Here is an 18,027-nt window from a genome sequence, read left to right on the forward strand (position 1 = left end):
CCTATGCGGCTCGGGGTGATCGACGTGGGCTCCAACACGGTCCACCTGCTCGTGGTCGACGCCCATCGCGGTGCACAGCCGCTGCCGGCGTCGTCCCACAAGATCGACCTCCGGCTCTCCGAGCACACCACGGACGAGGGTGAGATCTCCGAGGCGGGCATCAAACGGCTGTCGACGTTCGTCGGTGAGTGCCTGACGGTGGCTGAGGACCAGGGCATCGAGGACCTCCTCGCGTTCGCCACCAGCGCCATCCGCGAGGCCCCCAACGGTGAGGCCGTCCTGCAGCAGGTCCGCGACGAGACCGGTGCCGATCTGCAGGTCCTGTCCGGCCCCGACGAGGCGCGGCTGACGTTCCTGGCCGTACGCCGGTGGTTCGGCTGGTCGAGCGGGCGTCTGCTGTGCCTCGACATCGGTGGCGGCTCCCTGGAGCTCGCGGCGGGTCTGGACGAGGAGCCCGACGCGGCGCTGAGCCTGCCCCTGGGCGCCGGGCGCCTGACGCGTGAGCTGCACGGCGACCCGCCCGCACCCGACGACATCCGGGCGCTGCGCAAGCGCGTCCGCTCCGACATCGGCCGGGTCGTGCGTGAGATCACCCGGCTCGGCTCGCCCGACCGCGTCGTCGGCACGAGCAAGACGATCCGGTCGCTGGCGCGGGTCACCGGTGCGGCCCCGAGCGACCAGGGGCCGTACGTCGCGCGCTCGCTCGAGCGGGCCGCCCTCAGCGAGCTGGTGCCACAGCTGGCGCAGATGACTGCTGACGAGCGCGCCGACCTGCCGGGTGTGTCGGCGAGCCGTGCGCCACAGCTGCTCGCGGGTGCACTGGTCATCGAGGGCGCCATGGACATCCTCGGCGTGGAGCGTCTCGACGTGTGCCCGTGGGCGCTGCGTGAGGGCGTCATCCTGCGCAGGCTGGACTGGTTGGAGGCGTGATCGTCCCGGTGGCCCTCCACGAGCAGGCGACAACGGGCGGCGGCGCGGCGTACGTGCCGGACGCCCGGATCGCGCTGTCGACGGCGTCGGTCTACCCCCGGGGTGCGACGGCGGCGTTCGACATCGCCGCCCGCCTCGGCTACGACGCGGTCGAGGTCATGGTCTGGACCGAGACGATCAGCCAGGAGGCCGGTGCGCTGCGCAGCCTGGCCGACCACTACGGCGTGCCCGTCTGCTCCATCCACGCGCCGACGCTGCTGCTCACCCAACGCGTCTGGGGCACTGACCCTTGGGTCAAGATCGACAAGTCGATCGAGCTCGCCGAGGAGGTCGGTGCCGACACGGTCGTGCTGCACCCGCCGTTCCGGTGGCAGCGCGACTACGCCGCCGAGTTCGTCGACGGGGTCCGCGAGCGCAGTGAGCGCACCGACGTTCGCCTCGCCGTCGAGAACATGTTCCCGTGGCGGGCCAGGGCTCGCGAGATGCAGGCCTACCTGCCGCACTGGGACCCCACCGAGTCCGACTACGAGCACGTCACGCTCGACCTGTCGCACACCGCCACGGCGGGTTCGGACGCGATGGCGATGGCGGCGCAGCTGGGTGACCGTCTCGCGCACATCCACCTCGCCGACGGCATGGGGTCCTACAAGGACGAGCACCTCGTGCCGGGGCGTGGCGGACAGCCGTGTGCCGAGCTCCTCGAAACCCTTGCCGCACAAGGCTTCTCGGGTGACATCGTGGTCGAGATCGGCACGCGCCGGCTCGACGACGACCAGCGTGAGGCCGACCTCGCGGAGGCACTGGCGTTCGCGCGCCTGCACTTCGCAGCGCCCGCACCGGCCGAGTAGCCGAGCCGCGCACCGCTAGCGCTCCGCCCTACTCGGCCGGCGGGGAGCTCGCCCTACTCGGTCGGCGGTGCGGTGGGCGGGCGCCAGGCGGGATCGCGTCCGATGAACGCGATCAGCTTCGTCTGCACATCGACGTCATCGGCCACCTCGACGCGCGGGCCGTACTGACCGCTGGACCGCAGCACCTCGTCGTAGTCCTGCATCCCGGCGTACATCTCAGCGCACTTGTCGGGGTCGAGCGTGGTGTCCTGGCCGGTGGCGACAGCGAGGTCCCAGGTGTGCATGAACACGTCGCCGGTGTAGAACTGGTCGATCGCGCGGTCGAGCGGCACCTCACCGATGTGCTTGTTGCTCAACACTTTTCGCGGTGTGGCCGGGTCGTCGAGCACGGCCTGTACGCCGGCCGCGAGCGTCTCCCAGGCCCCCACCGGGTCGTCGTCGACGGGCGGACCGGACGGCAGGGAGACCCCGGCGCCGTCGTACAGGAAGGGCGGGAACCACTCGACCAGGTGGCGTACGACGTCGCGGGCGGTCCAGCCGGCGGGCGGAGCGGGCACGTCCCACGCCGTCGTGCCGCGGACGCGCTCGGTGAACGCGCCCGCGACACGGCGGTGCTCCTCGGCGGGGGAGCGGGTCATGCAGCACCCTCGGCGGCGAGCAGCTCGTCGAGCTTGTCGTAGCCCTCCTGGACGCCGACCTCCATACCGCTGGCCATCATCCCGGCCTGGGCCTCCATCGACTCCATGATCGACCTGGACACGATGCGGCAGCGCGTGCCGTCATCGAGCGGCTCGAACTCCATGATCTCCAGGGAGACCGCCTCGGGCATCTCCTCGAAGCCGAACGTCTGGACCAGCCGCTCACCGGGCACCGCCTGGTGGAAGCAGCCGTAGAAGTGGGCGAGCTCCTCGCCGTCGCGGGTGGCGGTGTAGCGGTAGCCGCCGCCGGTCGAGCAGTCCCAGCGCTCGATGTCCATGTCGACCGACCGCGGGCCCATCCACTGCTTGACCAGCTCGGGCTCGGCCCACGCGCGGTAGACCTTGGCGGGCGGGTGGTCGAACTCGCGGGTGATCGTGATGACCGGGATATCGGGGTCGGCCACGATCTGTGCTTCACGGCCGGTCGTCGTTGCGTTGCTCATGATGCTGCTCCTCGCTCGTCGGTGGCCGGGGTCGCCGGCCGTACGGATCCGTCGTCGTCCATGCGCTCCAGCAGGTCGTCGAGACGCGTGAAGCGCTCCTCGGCCTCCTTCTGGTAGCGGTCGATCCACTTCGTCATGAGGTCGAACACCTCCGCCTCGAGGTGACAGGGCCGCCGTTGGGCGTCCTTGCTGCGGCTGACCAGGCCGGCGCCCTCGAGCACCTTCAGGTGCTTGGAGACCGCCTGGACCGAGACGTCGTACGGCTCAGCGAGCTCGCCGACGGTGCGGTCCTGGGTGGCGAGGCGGGCGACCATGTCGCGCCTCGTCGGGTCGGCCAGGGCGGCGAACACCCTGGACAGCTGGTCTTCCACGGCCATCTCCTCAACTGTTTGGTTGAACACGAAGACCGTACGACGCATCGCGCGCCTTATTCAACCGTTTGGTTGAAGAAACTTTCAGTCGGTGCGTCCGCCGTGGATCTGGTGCGGCGCGGGGCCGGAGCCCGGGCCGAGCTCGCCGCGGCCCTCGGACTGCAGGTAGCCGTGGACGTTCTCGGCGACCTGCTCGACCGGGCGCGGCGGCAGGTAGGCGCGGGCGCCGGCGTCGATCAGCCGTCCGACCGGCCCGTTGACGTCGATGCCGAGCTCGGCGTCGAGGATCTCGGTGACGATCACCTGGGCGTCCGGGAACTGGCCCGCCAGCAGGCCGATCAGCTGCGGGCTCACCGGGTTGGTGAGCACGATGTCGGCCGTCTCTGGCGCTGAGCCGTAGTCGACGACGAGGTAGTCCGGCCCGAATGACGCGCTCAGCCGGGCGCGTGCCTCGTCGGACAGCTGCATGGTCGTGACGACCACGGTGACGTCGGACCGCTCGGCCCGCTCGGCGGCGTCACGATGCCGATCCAGCGGGATGACCGTCCCGGACACCACGTGCGGCTTGAACGTCAGCGTCCCGACCGGCTCGCCGGCGCGTACGACGGTGCCCTCGCCCTCGTCGATCATCGCCTCGAGCAGGGCGCGCGTGCGGGGGTCGAGGTCGACCAGGTCCAGCGGCTCGCGCCGTGTGCGTCGCGTGCGCATCACGGCGTCCGGCAATCGGCGCCGACGGTGGAGGTCACCCGGCCGACGCTAGCCGTATCGGCGCCCGATACGACTGCGAACGCGCCGGATCATCGTGACCGGGGCCACCGTCGTACACCTCACCGCCGTGGCGCAACGTCCCGGAAACGCACGACCACTAGGTTGCCTTGGGTGACCGGACACTTCGACGCCTACGAGCCGCGCCCTGCGACGTACGACGAGATGTTCGACGGCCACGAGGTCAGACCGAGCTACACGACGGTGCGTACCCAGGTCGATCGGCTCTCGCCCGAAGAGCTGCGTGCCCGATCGGACTACCTCTCCAGCTCCTACCTCGACCAGGGCGTGACGTTCGACATCGGTGGTGAGGAGCGACCGTTCCCGCTCGACATCGTGCCGCGGCTCATCGACTCGCAGTCCTGGCAGACCGTCGAAACCGGTGTCTCCCAACGGGTTCGGGCGCTCGAGGCCTTCCTCGCCGACATCTACGGCGAGGGTCAGGTCTTCCGTGACGGCGTCATCCCGCGTCGCGTCGTCACCAGCTCGCCGCACTTCCTGCGGCCCGCGATGGGCATCCGGCCGCCGGGTGGGGTGCGCGTGCACGTCGCCGGCATCGACCTGGTGCGCGACGACCAGGGCGAGTTCCGGGTGCTCGAGGACAACGTGCGCATCCCGAGCGGTGTCTCCTACGTCATGACCAACCGGCGCGCGCTGTCGGCAGCCCTGCCCGAGGTGTTCACCAACCACCGCATCCGCCCGGTCGCGCACTATCCCAACCGGCTGCTCGCGGCCTTGCGTGCGTGTGCTCCGACCGGCATCGCCGACCCGACGGTCGTCGTGCTCACCCCCGGCGTCTACAACCCGGCCTACTTCGAGCACGCCCTGCTCGCCCGGCTCATGGGCGTCCGCCTCGTCGAGGGCGGCGACCTGGTCGCTCAGGCGGGTCACGTCTACGTCCGTACGACGCACGGCCTGCACCCGGTGCACGTGATCTACCGCCGGGTCGACGACGACTTCCTGGACCCGGTGCACTTCCGCCGCGACTCGGTGCTCGGCGTCCCGGGACTGCTCAACGCCGCCCGCGTCGGCAACGTGACGATCGCCAACGCGGTCGGCAACGGCGTCGCCGACGACAAGCTCGTCTACACCTACCTGCCCGACCTGATCCGCTACTACCTCGCGCAGGAGCCCGTGCTGCGCAACATCGACACCTGGCGGATGGAGGACCCGGTCCACCGCGAGGAGGTCCTCGACCGTCTCGACGAGCTGGTGCTCAAGCCCGTCGACGGTGCAGGTGGCAAGGGCATCGTGATCGGCCCGCGGGCGACCAAGGACGAGATCGACCAGCTGCGCACCCGGCTGCTCGCCGACCCGCGCGGCTGGATCGCGCAGCCGGTCGTCCAGCTGTCGACCGTGCCGACCCACATCAACGGCACGATGGCGCCGCGCCACGTCGACCTGCGACCGTTCGCGGTGCACGACGGCGACAAGGTGTCGGTGCTGCCGGGCGGCCTCACCCGCGTCGCGCTGCCCGAGGGCGAGCTCATCGTCAACTCCAGCCAGGGTGGTGGGTCCAAGGACACCTGGGTGCTCGCGGCCGACGGACTCATGCCCGACATCGAGCCCGAGCAGGCGACCGAGGGTCCGTTCCACCCGACGATCAAGCCCGCCGCGCCCGTACAGCAGGAGCCCGGTGCCGCCGAGCCTGCCCAGTCGCAGCAGGAGCAGCAACAACGGTCCAGTGGCCGTTCGGCGCCACCCGGGAGACCTCGTACGACGGCCAATTCCGTTGGCAGCGAAGGAGACTCGGCATGCTGAGCCGCATCGCTGAAGCCCTGTTCTGGATCGGTCGCTACATCGAGCGGGCCGAGTGCACCTCACGCATCCTCGACGTCCAGCTGCAGGTGCTCACCGAGGACCCCACCATCGACCGCGAGGCCACCTGTCGTGCGCTGCTGGCGGCGATGGGTGTCACCTACGACGGCGACTACGACCAGCAGGCGGTGCTGCGGCTGCTGCTCCACGACCGTCAGTCGACCGCATCGGTCGTGTGGGCGATCGAGTCCGCGCGTGAGAGCGCCCGGCGTTCGCGTGAGGTCGTCTCCACCGAGATGTGGGAGGCCATCAACACGACCTACAACCAGATCGGCTCGGGCCGGCTGACGCGCATGCGGCCGGCCGACGCGTTCCGCATGGTGCGCGAGCGTTCGAGCATGATCGCCTCGCTGGCCGACGGCACGCTCAGCCACGACACCGGCTGGCAGTTCCTCGTGCTGGGCCGTTCGATCGAGCGCGTCGACATGACGGCCCGGCTGGTGCTGTCGACGACGTACAGCTCGGGCAGTGCTGCCTCGTGGCAGACCACACTGCGCTCGTGCGGCGCCCACCACGCGTTCACTCGCACCTATCGGGCGATCGAGTCGCCGCGCGCGGCCGCCGAGTTCCTGCTGCTGGACCGGCTGTTCCCGCGCTCGGTCGTCTTCGGGCTCACCCAGGCCGCCGCGTGCCTGGAGGTGCTCGACCCCCGGCAGCGGCGTATCGGCTTCGGCGGCGACGCGGCCCGCATCATCGGACAGGCGCAGGCCTCGCTCGACGCGAGCTCGTTGTCGGACCTGATGTCCGACCTGCCGCGGCAGATGGAGCGGCTGCAGCGCGTGTGCGTCGACGCCACCGACGCCGTGTCCAAGAGGTACTTCGAGGGTGCTGTGGCGCCCGAGTGGTTGGGAGGCACCCAGTGACCATGACCCTGCGTCTGCACCACCAGACGGGCTACACCTACAAGGGCGGCGCGACGGCGTCGTACAACGAGGCGCGCATGCAGCCTCAGTCCAACCCCGACCAGACCGTGCAGCACACCAAGGTCGACGTCAGCCCCAACCCGTGGACGATGTCGTGGACCGACTACTGGGGCACGCTCGTCACGTCGTTCGAGGTGCACGAGCGCCACCCCGAGCTGCTCGTCGACGCCACCAGCACGGTCACCGTCGACCGTCGCCCTGCCGAGAGCCTGCACCTGTCGTGGGACGAGATGGCCGACTCCGACGTCAGGGACACCTGGCTGGAGGTGCTCGGTGTGACCCCGCGTGTGGCGCCCGGTCCCGACTTCGACAAGGTGCTGTCCGAGATCCGCCGGCCTGCAGCAGCACCAGGCGATTTCGTCGCCCAGGTCGTCGACCGTCTGCGCCAGGAGGTCGAATATCTGCAAGGTCGTACGACAGTGCAGAGCCGCGCCGCCGAAGCGTGGGTTGGCCGGGCCGGTGTCTGCCAGGACATGGCGCACCTGACGATCGGGGCGCTGCGCTCGTACGGCATCCCGGCGCGCTACGTGTCCGGCTACATGCTCCCGGTCGCCGACGCCGAGATCGGCAGCACCCACGTCGGTGAGACGCACGCGTGGGTGCAGTGGTGGGACGGCGCCTGGGTGCCCCTCGACCCGACGCGTGGCCTGCCCCCGGACGACACCTACGTCGAGGTCGGCGTCGGGCGTGACTACAAGGACGTCGTACCCCTGTCCGGCATCTTCACCGGTTCACCCGGCTCGACGATGTTCACCCAGGTCGAGATCACCCGCCTGGCCTGACGCGGCGTACGCCGACGCCACGAGGACCCTGCCTGTCGCCGACCGGACCCGGAGCGCTGACGAGACCCCCGACATCCGACGGGGGTCTCGTCAGCCGACCGGATCCCGTCGCTCGGTCCGTGGACGACGGTGTGACGTACCGCGAGCGGGGGAGCGGCCGGTCCGAGGCGCGCCCGGGCGCCGGTCTAGCCTGTGGCCGAGCCCACAGGCCGCCGACCGTACGCCCTCCCCGACCCCGCAGGAGCCTCGATGTTCGACCCGTCCGCCGTGCTGCGACAAGGACTCCTCGGCCTGAGCCGAAGCAGCCAGGTCCGGGCCGTCATCGAGAAGGCGCCGGTCAGCCGTGACGTCGTACGCCGGTTCGTCGCCGGCGAGACCACGGCGGATGCCGTACGGGCCACGACAGAGCTGCGCGAGTCCGACCGGCTGGCGACGATCGACTTCCTCGGTGAGGACACGCTCGACGTCGCGCAGGCGCGAGCCACCACCGACGCCTACCTCGAGCTGTTGGCCGCTCTCGCCGACCAGCGGCTCTCGCTCGACGGCGCGGCCGAGGTCAGCGTCAAGCTCAGCGCGATCGGTCAAGCGCTGCCCGGCGACGGCGACAAGATCGCGCTCGACCACGCGCGCGAGATCTGTCAGGCCGCCCGCAACGCCGGCACCACGGTGACGCTCGACATGGAGGACCACACCACCACCGACGCCACGCTCGAGACCCTGCGCGAGCTGCGCCAGGACTTCCCGTGGGTCGGCGCGGTGCTGCAGGCCTACCTGCGTCGGACCGAGGCCGACTGCCGCGACCTCGCCACCGCCGGCAGCCGCGTGCGGTTGTGCAAGGGCGCCTACAAGGAGCCCGAGTCGGTGGCGTTCCAGGACTCGGTCGAGGTGGCGTCGTCGTACGTCCGGTGCGCCAAGGTGCTGCTCGAGGGCGACGGCTACCCGATGCTCGCGACGCACGACCCGCACCTGATCGAGATCGGCACCGCGCTCGCGGCCAAGGAGCTGCGGGCGCCGTCGACGTTCGAGTTCCAGATGCTCTACGGCATCCGCCCGCACGAGCAGGAGCGGCTGGCGGCCGACGGGCAGCAGGTGCGGGTCTACGTCCCGTACGGCGACCAGTGGTACGGCTATCTCATGCGGCGGATGGCCGAGCGCCCCGCCAACACGATGTTCTTCCTCAGAGCCGTCGCGACGAAGGGATGACCCATGGCTGAGACCGCCGAGCGCTCGCACGAGGTGCAGACCGGCAAGGTGGCGATCATCGGAGCCGGCGTGATGGGCGAGACGCTGGTGTCCGGTCTGCTGCGCGCGGGCCGCGACGCGGGCAGCCTCGTCGTCAGCGACCGCAGCCCCGAGCGCCTCGCCGCCGTCAAGGAGCAGTACGCCGTGCCGGTCGCCTCCGCGGCCGACGCGGCCGCGAGTGTCGACACGGTGGTCCTCGCCGTCAAGCCGCAGGACATGGACAAGGTGCTCGCCGTCGTGCGCGACCACCTCGCACCCGGCACGCTGGTCGTGTCGATCGCGGCCGGCATCACCACGGCGTTCCTGGAGGAGCGGCTGCCCGAGGGCACGCCGGTCGCGCGCGTCATGCCCAACACGCCCGCTCTGGTCGACGAGGGCATGGCCGCGGTCAGCCCGGGCTCCCACTGCGACGCCCACCACCTGTGGGTCGCGCAGGACCTGATGCGGTCCTGCGGCAAGGTGCTGTCCGTCGGTGAGGAGCACCAGGACGCCGTCACGGCGATCAGCGGCAGCGGACCGGCGTACATCTTCTACGTCGTCGAGGCGATGATCGAGGCCGGCGTGCTGCTCGGGCTGCCTCGTGCCACGGCGACCGAGCTGACGGTCCAGACGCTGTACGGCGCCGCGACCATGCTGAAGGAGACCGGCGAGCACCCGACCGTCCTGCGTGAGCGCGTGTCCAGCCCGGGCGGCACCACGGTCTCGGCTCTGCGTGAGCTGGAGGACCACAAGGTCCGCGCAGCCTTCCTGTCGGCGATGGAGGCGGCCGCGCGGCGTTCGGCCGAGCTGGCGTCGGGGCAGCGCTGACACGGTTCAACCTGTGGGGTGGCTGAGTAATGGGTGAACCTGCGCCCCGTGGCGCTGGGCCCGCGTGCGAGAGTGGATCCCATGACAGCGATCACGGTGCGTGCCCTCGGGGATGAGGACTGGCAGGTCTACCGCGACATCCGGCTGGCGGCGCTGAAGGAGTCCCCTGACGCGTTCGCGGCCAAGGTCGATCAGGAGCAGCAGCTCGACGAGACGTTCTGGCGCGAGCGGATGTCCCGTTCGCGTCGGCTGGTGGCGGAGAGCGAGGGTCTTCCGGTCGGCGTCGTCTCGGTCGGCGACGTCGTCGACACCGAGGACCTCGACGAGGACGGTGACACCGACGAGGTCGCCGCTGAGCTGTTCGGGCTCTGGGTGAGCCCCGAGCTGCGTGGCCAGGGCGTCGCCTGGAAGCTCGTCCAGGCCGGAGTCGAGCAGGCGCGCTCCGAGGACCGTGACCACGTCGTCTACTGGGTCGGCACCGACAACGGCCGCGCGGTCGCCTTCGCCAGCAGCTTCGGTTTCCGGCCCACCGACTCGCGCCGCCCGATGCGCCCCCAGGACGCCTCCGACGACGAGGACGACGACAACCTCGAGATGGCGATGGTCTTCCCCCTCGGTTCCGACCCGGGCGCCGTACCGAACTCGGACCCGTCCTGACCGCCCGTACGACGGGTCCCACGCGCACCCGCGTGATGTGGGACCCGAGGCTCACGGCGTACGACTTCGGGCGCGAGCACCCGATGAACCCCGTGCGCCTCGACCTCACCGCCCGGCTCGCAGACGAGCTGGGCGTCCTCGATGCTCCTGGCGTCGAGGTGGTCGCCCCGTCGTTGCCGCCTGAGGGTGACGCCTTCCTGGAGCGCGTCCACGACGTCGACTACATCCAGGCCGTACGCCGTTCGTCGGCCGACCCGTCGACCGCCGACCCGGCGTACGGCCTCGGCACGGAGGACGACCCCGCGTTCGCGGGCATGCACGACGTGTCGGCGCTGATCGCCGCCGCCTCGGTGGAGGCCTGCCGGGCGGTGTGGGAGCGCGAGGTCGACCACGCCGTCAACTTCGGCGGCGGGCTGCACCATGCGATGCCCGGCAACGCCTCCGGCTTCTGCGTCTACAACGACGCCGCGCTCGGCATCCAGTGGTTGCTCGACCACGGAGCCGAGCGCGTGGTCTACGTCGACATCGACGTCCACCACGGTGACGGTGTCGAGCGGGTGTTCTACGACGACCCGCGCGTGCTCACGATCTCACTGCACGAGAGCGGCCGAGTTCTGTTCCCTGGCACGGGTTTTCCCGGCGAGTGCGGTGGTGAGGGAGCCGAGGGCAGTGCCGTCAACGTCGCCCTCCCGGCCGGCACCGGTGACGCAGCCTGGTTGCGCGCGCTGCACGCCGTGGTGCCGGCGCTCGTCCGGGCCTTCGACCCCGAGGTGCTCGTGACCCAGCAGGGCTGCGACGGGCACTTCTCCGACCCGCTGGCCCACATGGCGCTGTCGGTCGACGCGATGCGCACCGCCTACACCACGCTGCACCGGCTCGCGCACGACGTCACCGACGGTCGATGGGTCGCGCTCGGCGGTGGCGGCTACGAGGTCATCGACGTCGTGCCGCGCGCCTGGACCCATCTGATGGCGGTCGCGGCGCATCGCCCGATCGATCTCGAGACACCGGTTCCGCAGGCATGGCGTGACCACGTCACGCGGCTGGCCGGTCGTCCCGGGCCGCCCCGCATGGGTGACGGCGTCTCCCAGGACGGGCTCGTCTGGTTCCGCTCGTGGGAGACCGGCTACGACCCCGAGAGCGCTGTCGACCGCGCGGTGATGGCCACGCGTGAAGCCGTCTTCCCGGCTCACGGTCTCGACGTCTGGCTCGACTAGACCGCCGACTTTTCTGCTCGACACGGCGTGTCGGGTGGACGACCTCGAGGTCAAGGGTTTCGCTACGCCCTTCTTTCGCTCTATCGTGCTTACCTCAGGCGCTGCACCCGTGCTCTCTGGTCCCGCATGTCCCAGAGGTCACGTCGGCGGCGCACACGCGAGCAGCGGAGAGGTCGGGGCTTCCATGGCAGACGAGCGCCAGGTCGGCGAGGTGCAGTTCATGACGGTTGCCGAGGTTGCGTCGCTGATGCGGGTCTCGAAGATGACGGTCTACCGGCTCGTGCACAACGGCGACCTGCCGGCTGTGCGCGTCGGACGGTCGTTCCGCGTGCCCGAGAAGGCTGTCCACGACTACCTGCAGACGTCCTTCATCGAGACCGCCTGAGCCTGCTCGGTTTGGGTGACGGGCGGCCCGGACGCTACGCTGACCCGGATTGGCTGTGCGTGCAGTGGCGCGACGCCATCGCACCACTGACCACTCTCGAGCATCAAAGGACGTGACGCATGGGTTCCGTCATCAAGAAGCGTCGCAAGCGCATGGCGAAGAAGAAGCACCGCAAGCTGCTGCGCAAGACGCGTCACCAGCGCCGCAACAAGAAGTGAGCGCTCGCGGGTCGGGCTGATCGAGCACCGTCCTGCTCACGTGAAGGCCCCTGGAGTGCCGTACGCCGGCCCAGGGGCCTTCGTCGTACCCGCGGCCGGGTGTGGGTGGGGTCACAGCGCACCGGACCGGTCGGCTGGTGGACGAGCCGTGAGTCGACGGGCTGAGCACCCTAGGATCGTCGTCGGGCACAGTCGGGACGCGAGGAGGTGCAGGGATGACCGCCAAGGTCGTGCTGGTCACCGGTGTCTCGCGCCTGGTCGGCGGTCGCACCGCGCGTGACCTCAGCCTCAGCGGCGCGGTCGACCGGGTCATCGCGGTCGACGCCGTCCCGCCGACGAGCTCGCTCGGCGACGCGCAGTTCGTCCGCGCCGATATCCGCAACCCGATCATCGGCAAGATCATCCGTCAGGAGCAGGTCGACACGGTCGTGCACCTGGGCGTGATCACGACGCCGCGGCACGTCGGCGGGCGCGTCTCCCAGAAGGAGATCAACGTCATCGGCACCATGCAGCTGCTCGCGGCCTGTCAGAAGGCCGAGTCACTGCAACGGCTCGTCGTCAAGTCCTCCAGCGCGGTCTACGGCGCCTCGCCGCGCGACCCGGCGATGTTCTCCGAGGACATGACGGCCCGCAAGGTGCCGACGGTCGGGTTCGCCAAGGACTCCCTCGAGGTCGAGACCTATGTGCGCGGCTTCGCCCGTCGCCGACCCGACGTCGCCGTCAACCTGCTCCGGATGGCCAACGTCGTCGGTCCCGGCCTGCGGACCCCGCTCACCGACTACCTCAGCATGCGCGCCATCCCCGTGCCGGTCGGCTTCGACGGCCGGGTGCAGGTGCTGCACCTCGACGACGCCGTGCGCGCAGCGGTCATGGCGGTGACCAGTGAGGCCACCGGCATCATCAACATCGCCGGCGACGGCATGGTCACGGTCAAGCAGGCCGCACGTCTGCTGCGGCGGCCGATCGTGCCCGTGCTGCCGGGCACGGCGAGCATGGTCGCGATCGTGGGCAACCACGGCCGGCTCGGCACGTTCGACGCCGACCAGATGGCCTGGCTGTGCTTCGGCCGCGGTGTCGACACCACCCGGATGCGCGAGCTGCTGGGGTTCGAGCCGACGCACACCACCCGCGGGGCGATCCTGGACGTGTTCGGCGACCAGCACCGGTTCCCGCCGTCGCCGGGTGCCGTGCTGGCCTCGATGATCGGAGGGGAGTCATGACCAAGCGCGCTGACGACGACCGCGAGCGCGGCCACGACGAGCCCACCGGGTCGGCCAAGAAGGCCCCCAAGGCTGCGCGCCGTACGACGTCGGGTCCCCGACCCACGACCAAGCCGGCCGAGGTCGCGGCAGCTGCCAAGGCTCGTAAACGCCCGGCTCGCAAGCAGATTCGCGACGCGGCCGCGCCGGGCAAGACCGACCACCCGGCGTACTCCCGACGTCGCGCGTCCTCCGACCGCCCCCTGCGCGCGGTGCCCGACATCTCCGAGATCGACGAGGCGCCCGCCCCTGTGGCGCAGGCCGCGCCGCGCGAGAGCGCCGGCCTGCCCGTGGCTGCTGTCGAGCGGCTGGTCTCGGTCGCCGTCACCGCGCTGCGGTCCGCGGGCTCGGCCGCCGGCCTCGAGGGCGACGACCTCGAGCGCCGGGTCGCCCGCGCGCTGACCTTCCTGCGGCACCGGGTGACCGGCGACTACGACGTCGACGAGTTCGGCTTCGACCCCGAGTTCACCGAGGAGGTCTGGCTGCCGCTGCTCCGCCCGATCTACCAGCGGTGGTTCCGGGTCGAGGTGCGTGGCATCGACAACATCCCTGCCGACGGGTCCGCGCTGGTGGTCGCCAACCACTCGGGCACCATCCCGGTCGACGGGCTGATGCTGCAGGTGGCGCTGCACGACCAGCACCCCGAGCGCCGCCACGTGCGGATGCTCGGCGCCGACCTGGTGTTCCAGTCGCCGTTCGTCGGCGAGCTCGCCCGCAAGGCCGGCACGACCCTGGCCGCCAACCCCGACGCCGAGCGGCTGCTGTCCAACGGCGAGCTCACCGCGGTCTTCCCCGAGGGGTTCAAGGGCGTCGGCAAGGGGTTCGGCGAGCGCTACCGGTTGCAGCGGTTCGGTCGCGGCGGGTTCGTGACGGCGGCGCTGCGGACAGGCGCTCCGATCATCCCGTGCTCGATCATCGGCGCCGAGGAGATCTACCCGATGCTCGGCAACGTCAAGAGCCTGGCCCGCGTGCTCGGCTTCCCCTACTTCCCGGTGACGGCGACGTTCCCGTGGCTGGGCCCGCTCGGCCTGGTGCCCCTGCCGTCGAAGTGGATCATCGAGTTCGGGGCGCCGGTCGACACCGCGACGCTCGGTCCGGAGGCCGCCGACGACCCGATGCTGGTGTTCGACCTCACCGATCAGGTGCGCGAGACCATCCAGCAGACCTTGTACTCCCTGCTGCTGCAGCGTCGCTCCGTCTTCTGGTGACGGCCCGCGTGAAGCCCTTCGGCCGGCGTACGCCGCACACCGTCACCCTGATCGGCAAGCCGGGGTGCCACCTGTGCGACGACGCCCGCGCGGTGATCGCCCGCGTGTGCGACGAGCTCGGCGTGGAGTGGCACGAGCAGTCGGTCCTGAACGACGCCGAGCTGCGCGACCGCTATGCCGAGGAGATCCCGGTCACGCTGGTCGACGGGCGCCGTCACGACTACTTCACTGTGGACGAGCGGCGGCTGCGCAAGGCGTTGCGCTGACGCCTCCGGGGCCCGTCCGTCGCGGAATGTCGCGGCCCGCACCGCTGTTGGCCTAGCACACGCCTCCACTAGCACGTTCGGCGGTCTCACGCGACTTTGTGCCTGCCTTCACAAGCGCCTAGGGTGAGGGGGTCCCTACACCTCTGGTGGCGGCGTTTGGTATACGCCTGCCCGCAAGAGAGGAGCGAAGGCGCTCGTGACAGACGCCCCAGCCGCACGCCGGGGGATCCCTGGCGCGACAGTTGCGCGGCTGCCGGTGTATCTGCGTGCACTCGGAGCCCTCGCCGCGACGGGCGTCGACACCGTCTCCTCCGAAGAGCTCGCCGAAGCCGCGGGCGTGCGTTCGGCCAAGCTCCGCAAGGACCTGTCCTACCTGGGTTCTTACGGTGTGCGCGGTGTCGGTTACGACGTCGTACGCCTGCGCGAGGAGATCGCTCGCGAGCTCGGGCTCCAGCACGACTGGGCCGTCGCGATCGTCGGCATGGGAAACCTCGGGCACGCGCTCGCCGCCTACTCCGGTTTCGCGACGCGCGGCTTCCGGGTCGCGTGGTTGGTCGACGAGGACCCCGCGATCATCGGCCGCACCATCGCCGGGCTGACCGTCATCAGCTTCGACGACCTGGCATCCGAGCCGCCGCAGGGCGTCATCGGTGTCATTGCCACACCGCCCACCGCCGCCCAGGCGGTCGCCGACCGGCTGGTCGACATGGGCGTCCATTCCATCCTCAACTTCGCCCCGTGCGTCCTGAACGTCCCCGACGGTGTCGAGGTCCGCAAGGTCGACCTGGCGACCGAGCTGCAGATCCTGGCCTTCCACGAGCAGCACACGCGTGAGGAGATCGACGGCATCGCCGATCTCGCACCGGTCGTGGAGGAGCCGAAGGAGGCGACGTCGTGAGCATCATCGTCATCGGGCTGTCCCACAAGACCGCCTCGATCGACACCCTCGAGCAGGTCGCCCTCGACGGCGACGCGCGTGAGTCGCTGCTGAGCAGCCTCGACAGCGGTGAGCACGTCGGTGAGGCGCTGCTGCTCGACACGTGCAACCGCATCGAGGTCTACGCCGAGGCGCACACCTTCCACGGTGCCGTCACCGAGATCGGTGAGAGCCTCGCCGACGCCACCGGTCTGCCGCTGCGCGAGCTGCGCGACCACCTCTACGTCCACTACGACGACCGCGCCGTCGCCCACCTGTTCCAGGTGTCGGCGGGGCTCGACTCGATGGCCGTCGGCGAGGCGCAGATCCTCGGGCAGCTGCGCGAGTCACTGCACACCGGGCGCGAGTCGGGCCGGATCGGCTCGATCCTCGACGGTCTGGTGCAGCAGGCGCTGCGGGTCGGCAAGCGGGCCCACTCCGAGACCGACATCGACACGGTGAGCCGCTCGCTGGTCGAACGCGGTGTCCGCCTGGCCGAGGAGCACGTCGGTCCACTGGGTCAGCAGCGCGTGCTGGTCGTGGGCGCCGGAGCGATGAGCAGCCTTGCGGCACATACGATCTCGCGTACGGGCGCCGCTGAGCTCACAGTCATCAACCGCACCTTCGAGACCGCGCGCCGACTCGCCGACGCCACCGGCGGACGCGCTCTGCCGTGGGACGCGCTGTCGCCGGCTCTGGGTGAGGCCGACCTGGTCATCTCCTGCACCGGTTCGGTCGGGCACGTCATCGAGCTCGACCACCTCCCCGACGCTCGCGCTCAGCACCGTCAGGCGTTCATCGACCTGGCGCTGCCGCGCGACGTCGCCCCCGAGATCGGTGAGCGGGTCGGCGTACGCGTGCTGTCGCTCGGCGACCTCGGCACCGGTGTCGAGGGCTCGGCCGAGCAGCAGGTCCGCGCCGTGCAGGACCTCGTGACCGGTGAGGTCGCCGACTACCTCGTGGCTCGCCGTGCGGCGTCGGTCGCGCCGACCGTCGCGCTGCTGCGGTCACGGGCCGCCGATGTCGTGGCGGCCGAGCTGAGCCGGCTCCAGCAGCGGCTGCCCGAGCTGTCCGAGGGCGACCAGGCGCAGCTGCAGCTCACCGTGCACCGGGTCGTCGAAAAGCTCCTGCACACACCGACCGTGCGTGTGAAGCAGCTCGCGGGGGAGGGGCACGACTACACCGCCGCCCTGCGCGAGCTGTTCGACCTCGACCCCCGCGACGCCGCGACGGTCGCGACGCCACCGACTCCGGAAGGACTGTCGTGACGACGACCCTGCCCACCACGCTGCGCCTCGGCACCCGACGCAGCGAGCTCGCCACCACCCAGTCGACCTGGGTGGCTGACCGGCTGCGCGAGCTCGGCCACCAGGTCGAGCTCGTCGAGATCGTCACCGAGGGCGACACCAACCTCGCGCCGATGACCACCATCGGCGGCACAGGGGTGTTCGCCGCTGCGATCCGGCAGGCGCTGCTGCGCGACGAGGTCGACATCGCGGTGCACTCGCTCAAGGACCTGCCGGTCGCACCCGAGCCCGGCCTGGTCATCGCCGCGATCCCGGTGCGCGAGGACCCGCGTGACGTGCTCGTCGCCCGTGACGGCCTCACGCTCGGTGAGATCCCGGCCGGCGGCGTGATCGGCACCGGCTCGACGCGTCGAGCCGCTCAGATCAACGCGCTCGGCCTCGGCGTCGAGGTCCGCGGCATCCGCGGCAACGTCGGCACCCGCATGGCCCGGATCGACTCCGGCGAGTGCGACGCCGTCGTCCTGGCGCGCGCCGGGCTCGCCCGGCTGGGCCTGCTCGACCGAGCCACCGAGGTCATCGACCCGCTGCAGATGCTGCCGGCGCCCGGGCAGGGCGCGCTGGCCATCGAGTGCCGTGAGAGCGACACCGCGCTGGTCGAGGCGCTGCGCGCGATCGACGACGCCGACACCCGCGCGGCCACCACCGCCGAGCGAGCCCTCCTGCAGACCTTGGAGGCCGGCTGCTCCGCTCCGGTCGGAGCGCTCGCCGAGGTCGCCGAGGAGGAGGACGGCCGGCTCGTCATCTCGCTGCGCGCCTTCGTCGGCACGCTCGACGGCTCGCTCGAGCTGCGCCGGTCGTGGGTCGGCCCGTACGACACCCCCGAGCAGGTGGGCCGCGGGCTGGCGGCCGTCCTGCTCGAGGACGGCGCTGCCGATGCCGTCCGAAAACCTGCAGGTCCCAGCCAACCGTCCCCCGAACGCCGCACAGAAGTACCCAACGCCACGGAGCGTGAGAAGTGAGCACCACG

General features: G+C 70.8%; 21 protein-coding genes. 17 read left to right on the forward strand and 4 right to left on the reverse strand.

Going from position 1 to position 18,027, the window contains the following annotated elements; all coding sequences use genetic code 11:
- The first annotated feature begins 3 nt into the window (after positions 1 to 3).
- Positions 4 to 930 carry a Ppx/GppA phosphatase family protein gene (locus tag VV01_RS02125; RefSeq protein WP_050668448.1) on the forward strand — a complete coding sequence of 309 codons (927 nt, stop codon included), beginning with the start codon at positions 4 to 6 and terminating at the stop codon, positions 928 to 930.
- 53 nt (positions 931 to 983) lie between these two features.
- Positions 984 to 1,778 carry a sugar phosphate isomerase/epimerase family protein gene (locus VV01_RS02130; protein ID WP_197275138.1) on the forward strand — a complete coding sequence of 265 codons (795 nt, stop codon included), beginning with the start codon at positions 984 to 986 and terminating at the stop codon, positions 1,776 to 1,778.
- A 53-nt stretch (positions 1,779 to 1,831) separates the two neighbouring features.
- Here the strand turns inward: VV01_RS02130 and VV01_RS23750 are convergent, their stop codons facing one another.
- The 4 genes from VV01_RS23750 to VV01_RS02150 all read right to left on the reverse strand — a co-directional run bounded on the left by VV01_RS23750 (position 1,832) and on the right by VV01_RS02150 (position 3,998).
- Positions 1,832 to 2,416, reverse strand: coding sequence for a TIGR03086 family metal-binding protein (locus VV01_RS23750; RefSeq protein WP_050668449.1), 585 nt, complete (start codon positions 2,414 to 2,416; stop codon positions 1,832 to 1,834).
- The gene (locus tag VV01_RS23755) at positions 2,413 to 2,919 is read right to left on the reverse strand and encodes an SRPBCC family protein (protein ID WP_050668450.1); all 507 of its coding nucleotides are present in this window, start codon (positions 2,917 to 2,919) and stop codon (positions 2,413 to 2,415) included. Before VV01_RS23755 ends, VV01_RS23750 begins: the two co-directional genes overlap by 4 nt.
- A complete protein-coding gene (locus VV01_RS02145) occupies positions 2,916 to 3,296 on the reverse strand; it encodes an ArsR/SmtB family transcription factor (RefSeq protein ID WP_050668451.1) in 381 nt (126 codons plus the stop codon). The genes VV01_RS23755 and VV01_RS02145 overlap by 4 nt, the downstream gene beginning before the upstream one ends.
- A gap of 78 nt (positions 3,297 to 3,374) precedes the next feature.
- Positions 3,375 to 3,998, reverse strand: a complete 624-nt coding sequence (locus tag VV01_RS02150; RefSeq protein ID WP_050668452.1) for a hypothetical protein — start codon at positions 3,996 to 3,998, stop codon at positions 3,375 to 3,377.
- A gap of 222 nt (positions 3,999 to 4,220) precedes the next feature.
- Here VV01_RS02150 and VV01_RS02155 point away from each other — a divergent pair, with 222 nt between their 5' ends.
- The 15 genes from VV01_RS02155 (at position 4,221) to hemC (ending at position 18,019) form a co-directional block, all read left to right on the forward strand.
- Complete coding sequence (locus VV01_RS02155; protein WP_157509042.1) at positions 4,221 to 5,816, forward strand: circularly permuted type 2 ATP-grasp protein; 1,596 nt, start codon at positions 4,221 to 4,223, stop codon at positions 5,814 to 5,816.
- Complete coding sequence (locus VV01_RS02160; protein WP_050668453.1) at positions 5,810 to 6,736, forward strand: alpha-E domain-containing protein; 927 nt, start codon at positions 5,810 to 5,812, stop codon at positions 6,734 to 6,736. Before VV01_RS02155 ends, VV01_RS02160 begins: the two co-directional genes overlap by 7 nt.
- A 2-nt stretch (positions 6,737 to 6,738) precedes the next feature.
- The gene (locus tag VV01_RS02165; RefSeq protein WP_050668454.1) at positions 6,739 to 7,578 is read left to right on the forward strand and encodes a transglutaminase family protein; all 840 of its coding nucleotides are present in this window, start codon (positions 6,739 to 6,741) and stop codon (positions 7,576 to 7,578) included.
- Between the two features lie 249 nt (positions 7,579 to 7,827).
- A complete protein-coding gene (locus VV01_RS02170) occupies positions 7,828 to 8,781 on the forward strand; it encodes a proline dehydrogenase family protein (protein WP_197274974.1) in 954 nt (317 codons plus the stop codon).
- A gap of 3 nt (positions 8,782 to 8,784) precedes the next feature.
- A complete protein-coding gene (gene proC / locus VV01_RS02175; RefSeq protein ID WP_050668455.1) occupies positions 8,785 to 9,627 on the forward strand; it encodes a pyrroline-5-carboxylate reductase in 843 nt (280 codons plus the stop codon).
- A gap of 81 nt (positions 9,628 to 9,708) precedes the next feature.
- A complete protein-coding gene (locus tag VV01_RS02180; protein WP_050668456.1) occupies positions 9,709 to 10,284 on the forward strand; it encodes a GNAT family N-acetyltransferase in 576 nt (191 codons plus the stop codon).
- A 35-nt stretch (positions 10,285 to 10,319) separates the two neighbouring features.
- Complete coding sequence (locus VV01_RS02185) at positions 10,320 to 11,501, forward strand: acetoin utilization protein AcuC (RefSeq protein ID WP_050668457.1); 1,182 nt, start codon at positions 10,320 to 10,322, stop codon at positions 11,499 to 11,501.
- Positions 11,502 to 11,685: 184 nt separating this feature from the next.
- The gene (locus tag VV01_RS02190) at positions 11,686 to 11,886 is read left to right on the forward strand and encodes a helix-turn-helix domain-containing protein (protein ID WP_050668458.1); all 201 of its coding nucleotides are present in this window, start codon (positions 11,686 to 11,688) and stop codon (positions 11,884 to 11,886) included.
- A 119-nt stretch (positions 11,887 to 12,005) separates the two neighbouring features.
- Entirely contained in the window at positions 12,006 to 12,104 is a 99-nt protein-coding gene (locus tag VV01_RS22135; RefSeq protein ID WP_003792170.1) for a 30S ribosomal protein bS22, read from the forward strand.
- Between the two features lie 215 nt (positions 12,105 to 12,319).
- On the forward strand, positions 12,320 to 13,324 hold the full coding sequence (locus VV01_RS02195) for an NAD-dependent epimerase/dehydratase family protein (RefSeq protein WP_050668459.1): 1,005 nt from the start codon (positions 12,320 to 12,322) through the stop codon (positions 13,322 to 13,324).
- Entirely contained in the window at positions 13,321 to 14,571 is a 1,251-nt protein-coding gene (locus tag VV01_RS02200) for a lysophospholipid acyltransferase family protein (RefSeq protein ID WP_050668460.1), read from the forward strand. Before VV01_RS02195 ends, VV01_RS02200 begins: the two co-directional genes overlap by 4 nt.
- On the forward strand, positions 14,568 to 14,837 hold the full coding sequence (locus tag VV01_RS02205; protein WP_050668461.1) for a glutaredoxin family protein: 270 nt from the start codon (positions 14,568 to 14,570) through the stop codon (positions 14,835 to 14,837). The genes VV01_RS02200 and VV01_RS02205 overlap by 4 nt, the downstream gene beginning before the upstream one ends.
- A gap of 196 nt (positions 14,838 to 15,033) precedes the next feature.
- The gene (locus VV01_RS02210) at positions 15,034 to 15,735 is read left to right on the forward strand and encodes a redox-sensing transcriptional repressor Rex (protein WP_050668462.1); all 702 of its coding nucleotides are present in this window, start codon (positions 15,034 to 15,036) and stop codon (positions 15,733 to 15,735) included.
- Positions 15,732 to 17,021: a glutamyl-tRNA reductase gene (locus VV01_RS02215; RefSeq protein ID WP_050668463.1), complete on the forward strand. Its 1,290-nt coding sequence runs from the start codon at positions 15,732 to 15,734 to the stop codon at positions 17,019 to 17,021. The genes VV01_RS02210 and VV01_RS02215 overlap by 4 nt, the downstream gene beginning before the upstream one ends.
- A complete protein-coding gene (gene hemC, locus VV01_RS02220) occupies positions 17,018 to 18,019 on the forward strand; it encodes a hydroxymethylbilane synthase (protein WP_231635133.1) in 1,002 nt (333 codons plus the stop codon). Before VV01_RS02215 ends, hemC begins: the two co-directional genes overlap by 4 nt.
- The last annotated feature ends 8 nt before the right edge of the window (positions 18,020 to 18,027 follow it).

This window comes from Luteipulveratus halotolerans (assembly GCF_001247745.1).
Classification (GTDB): domain Bacteria; phylum Actinomycetota; class Actinomycetes; order Actinomycetales; family Dermatophilaceae; genus Luteipulveratus; species Luteipulveratus halotolerans.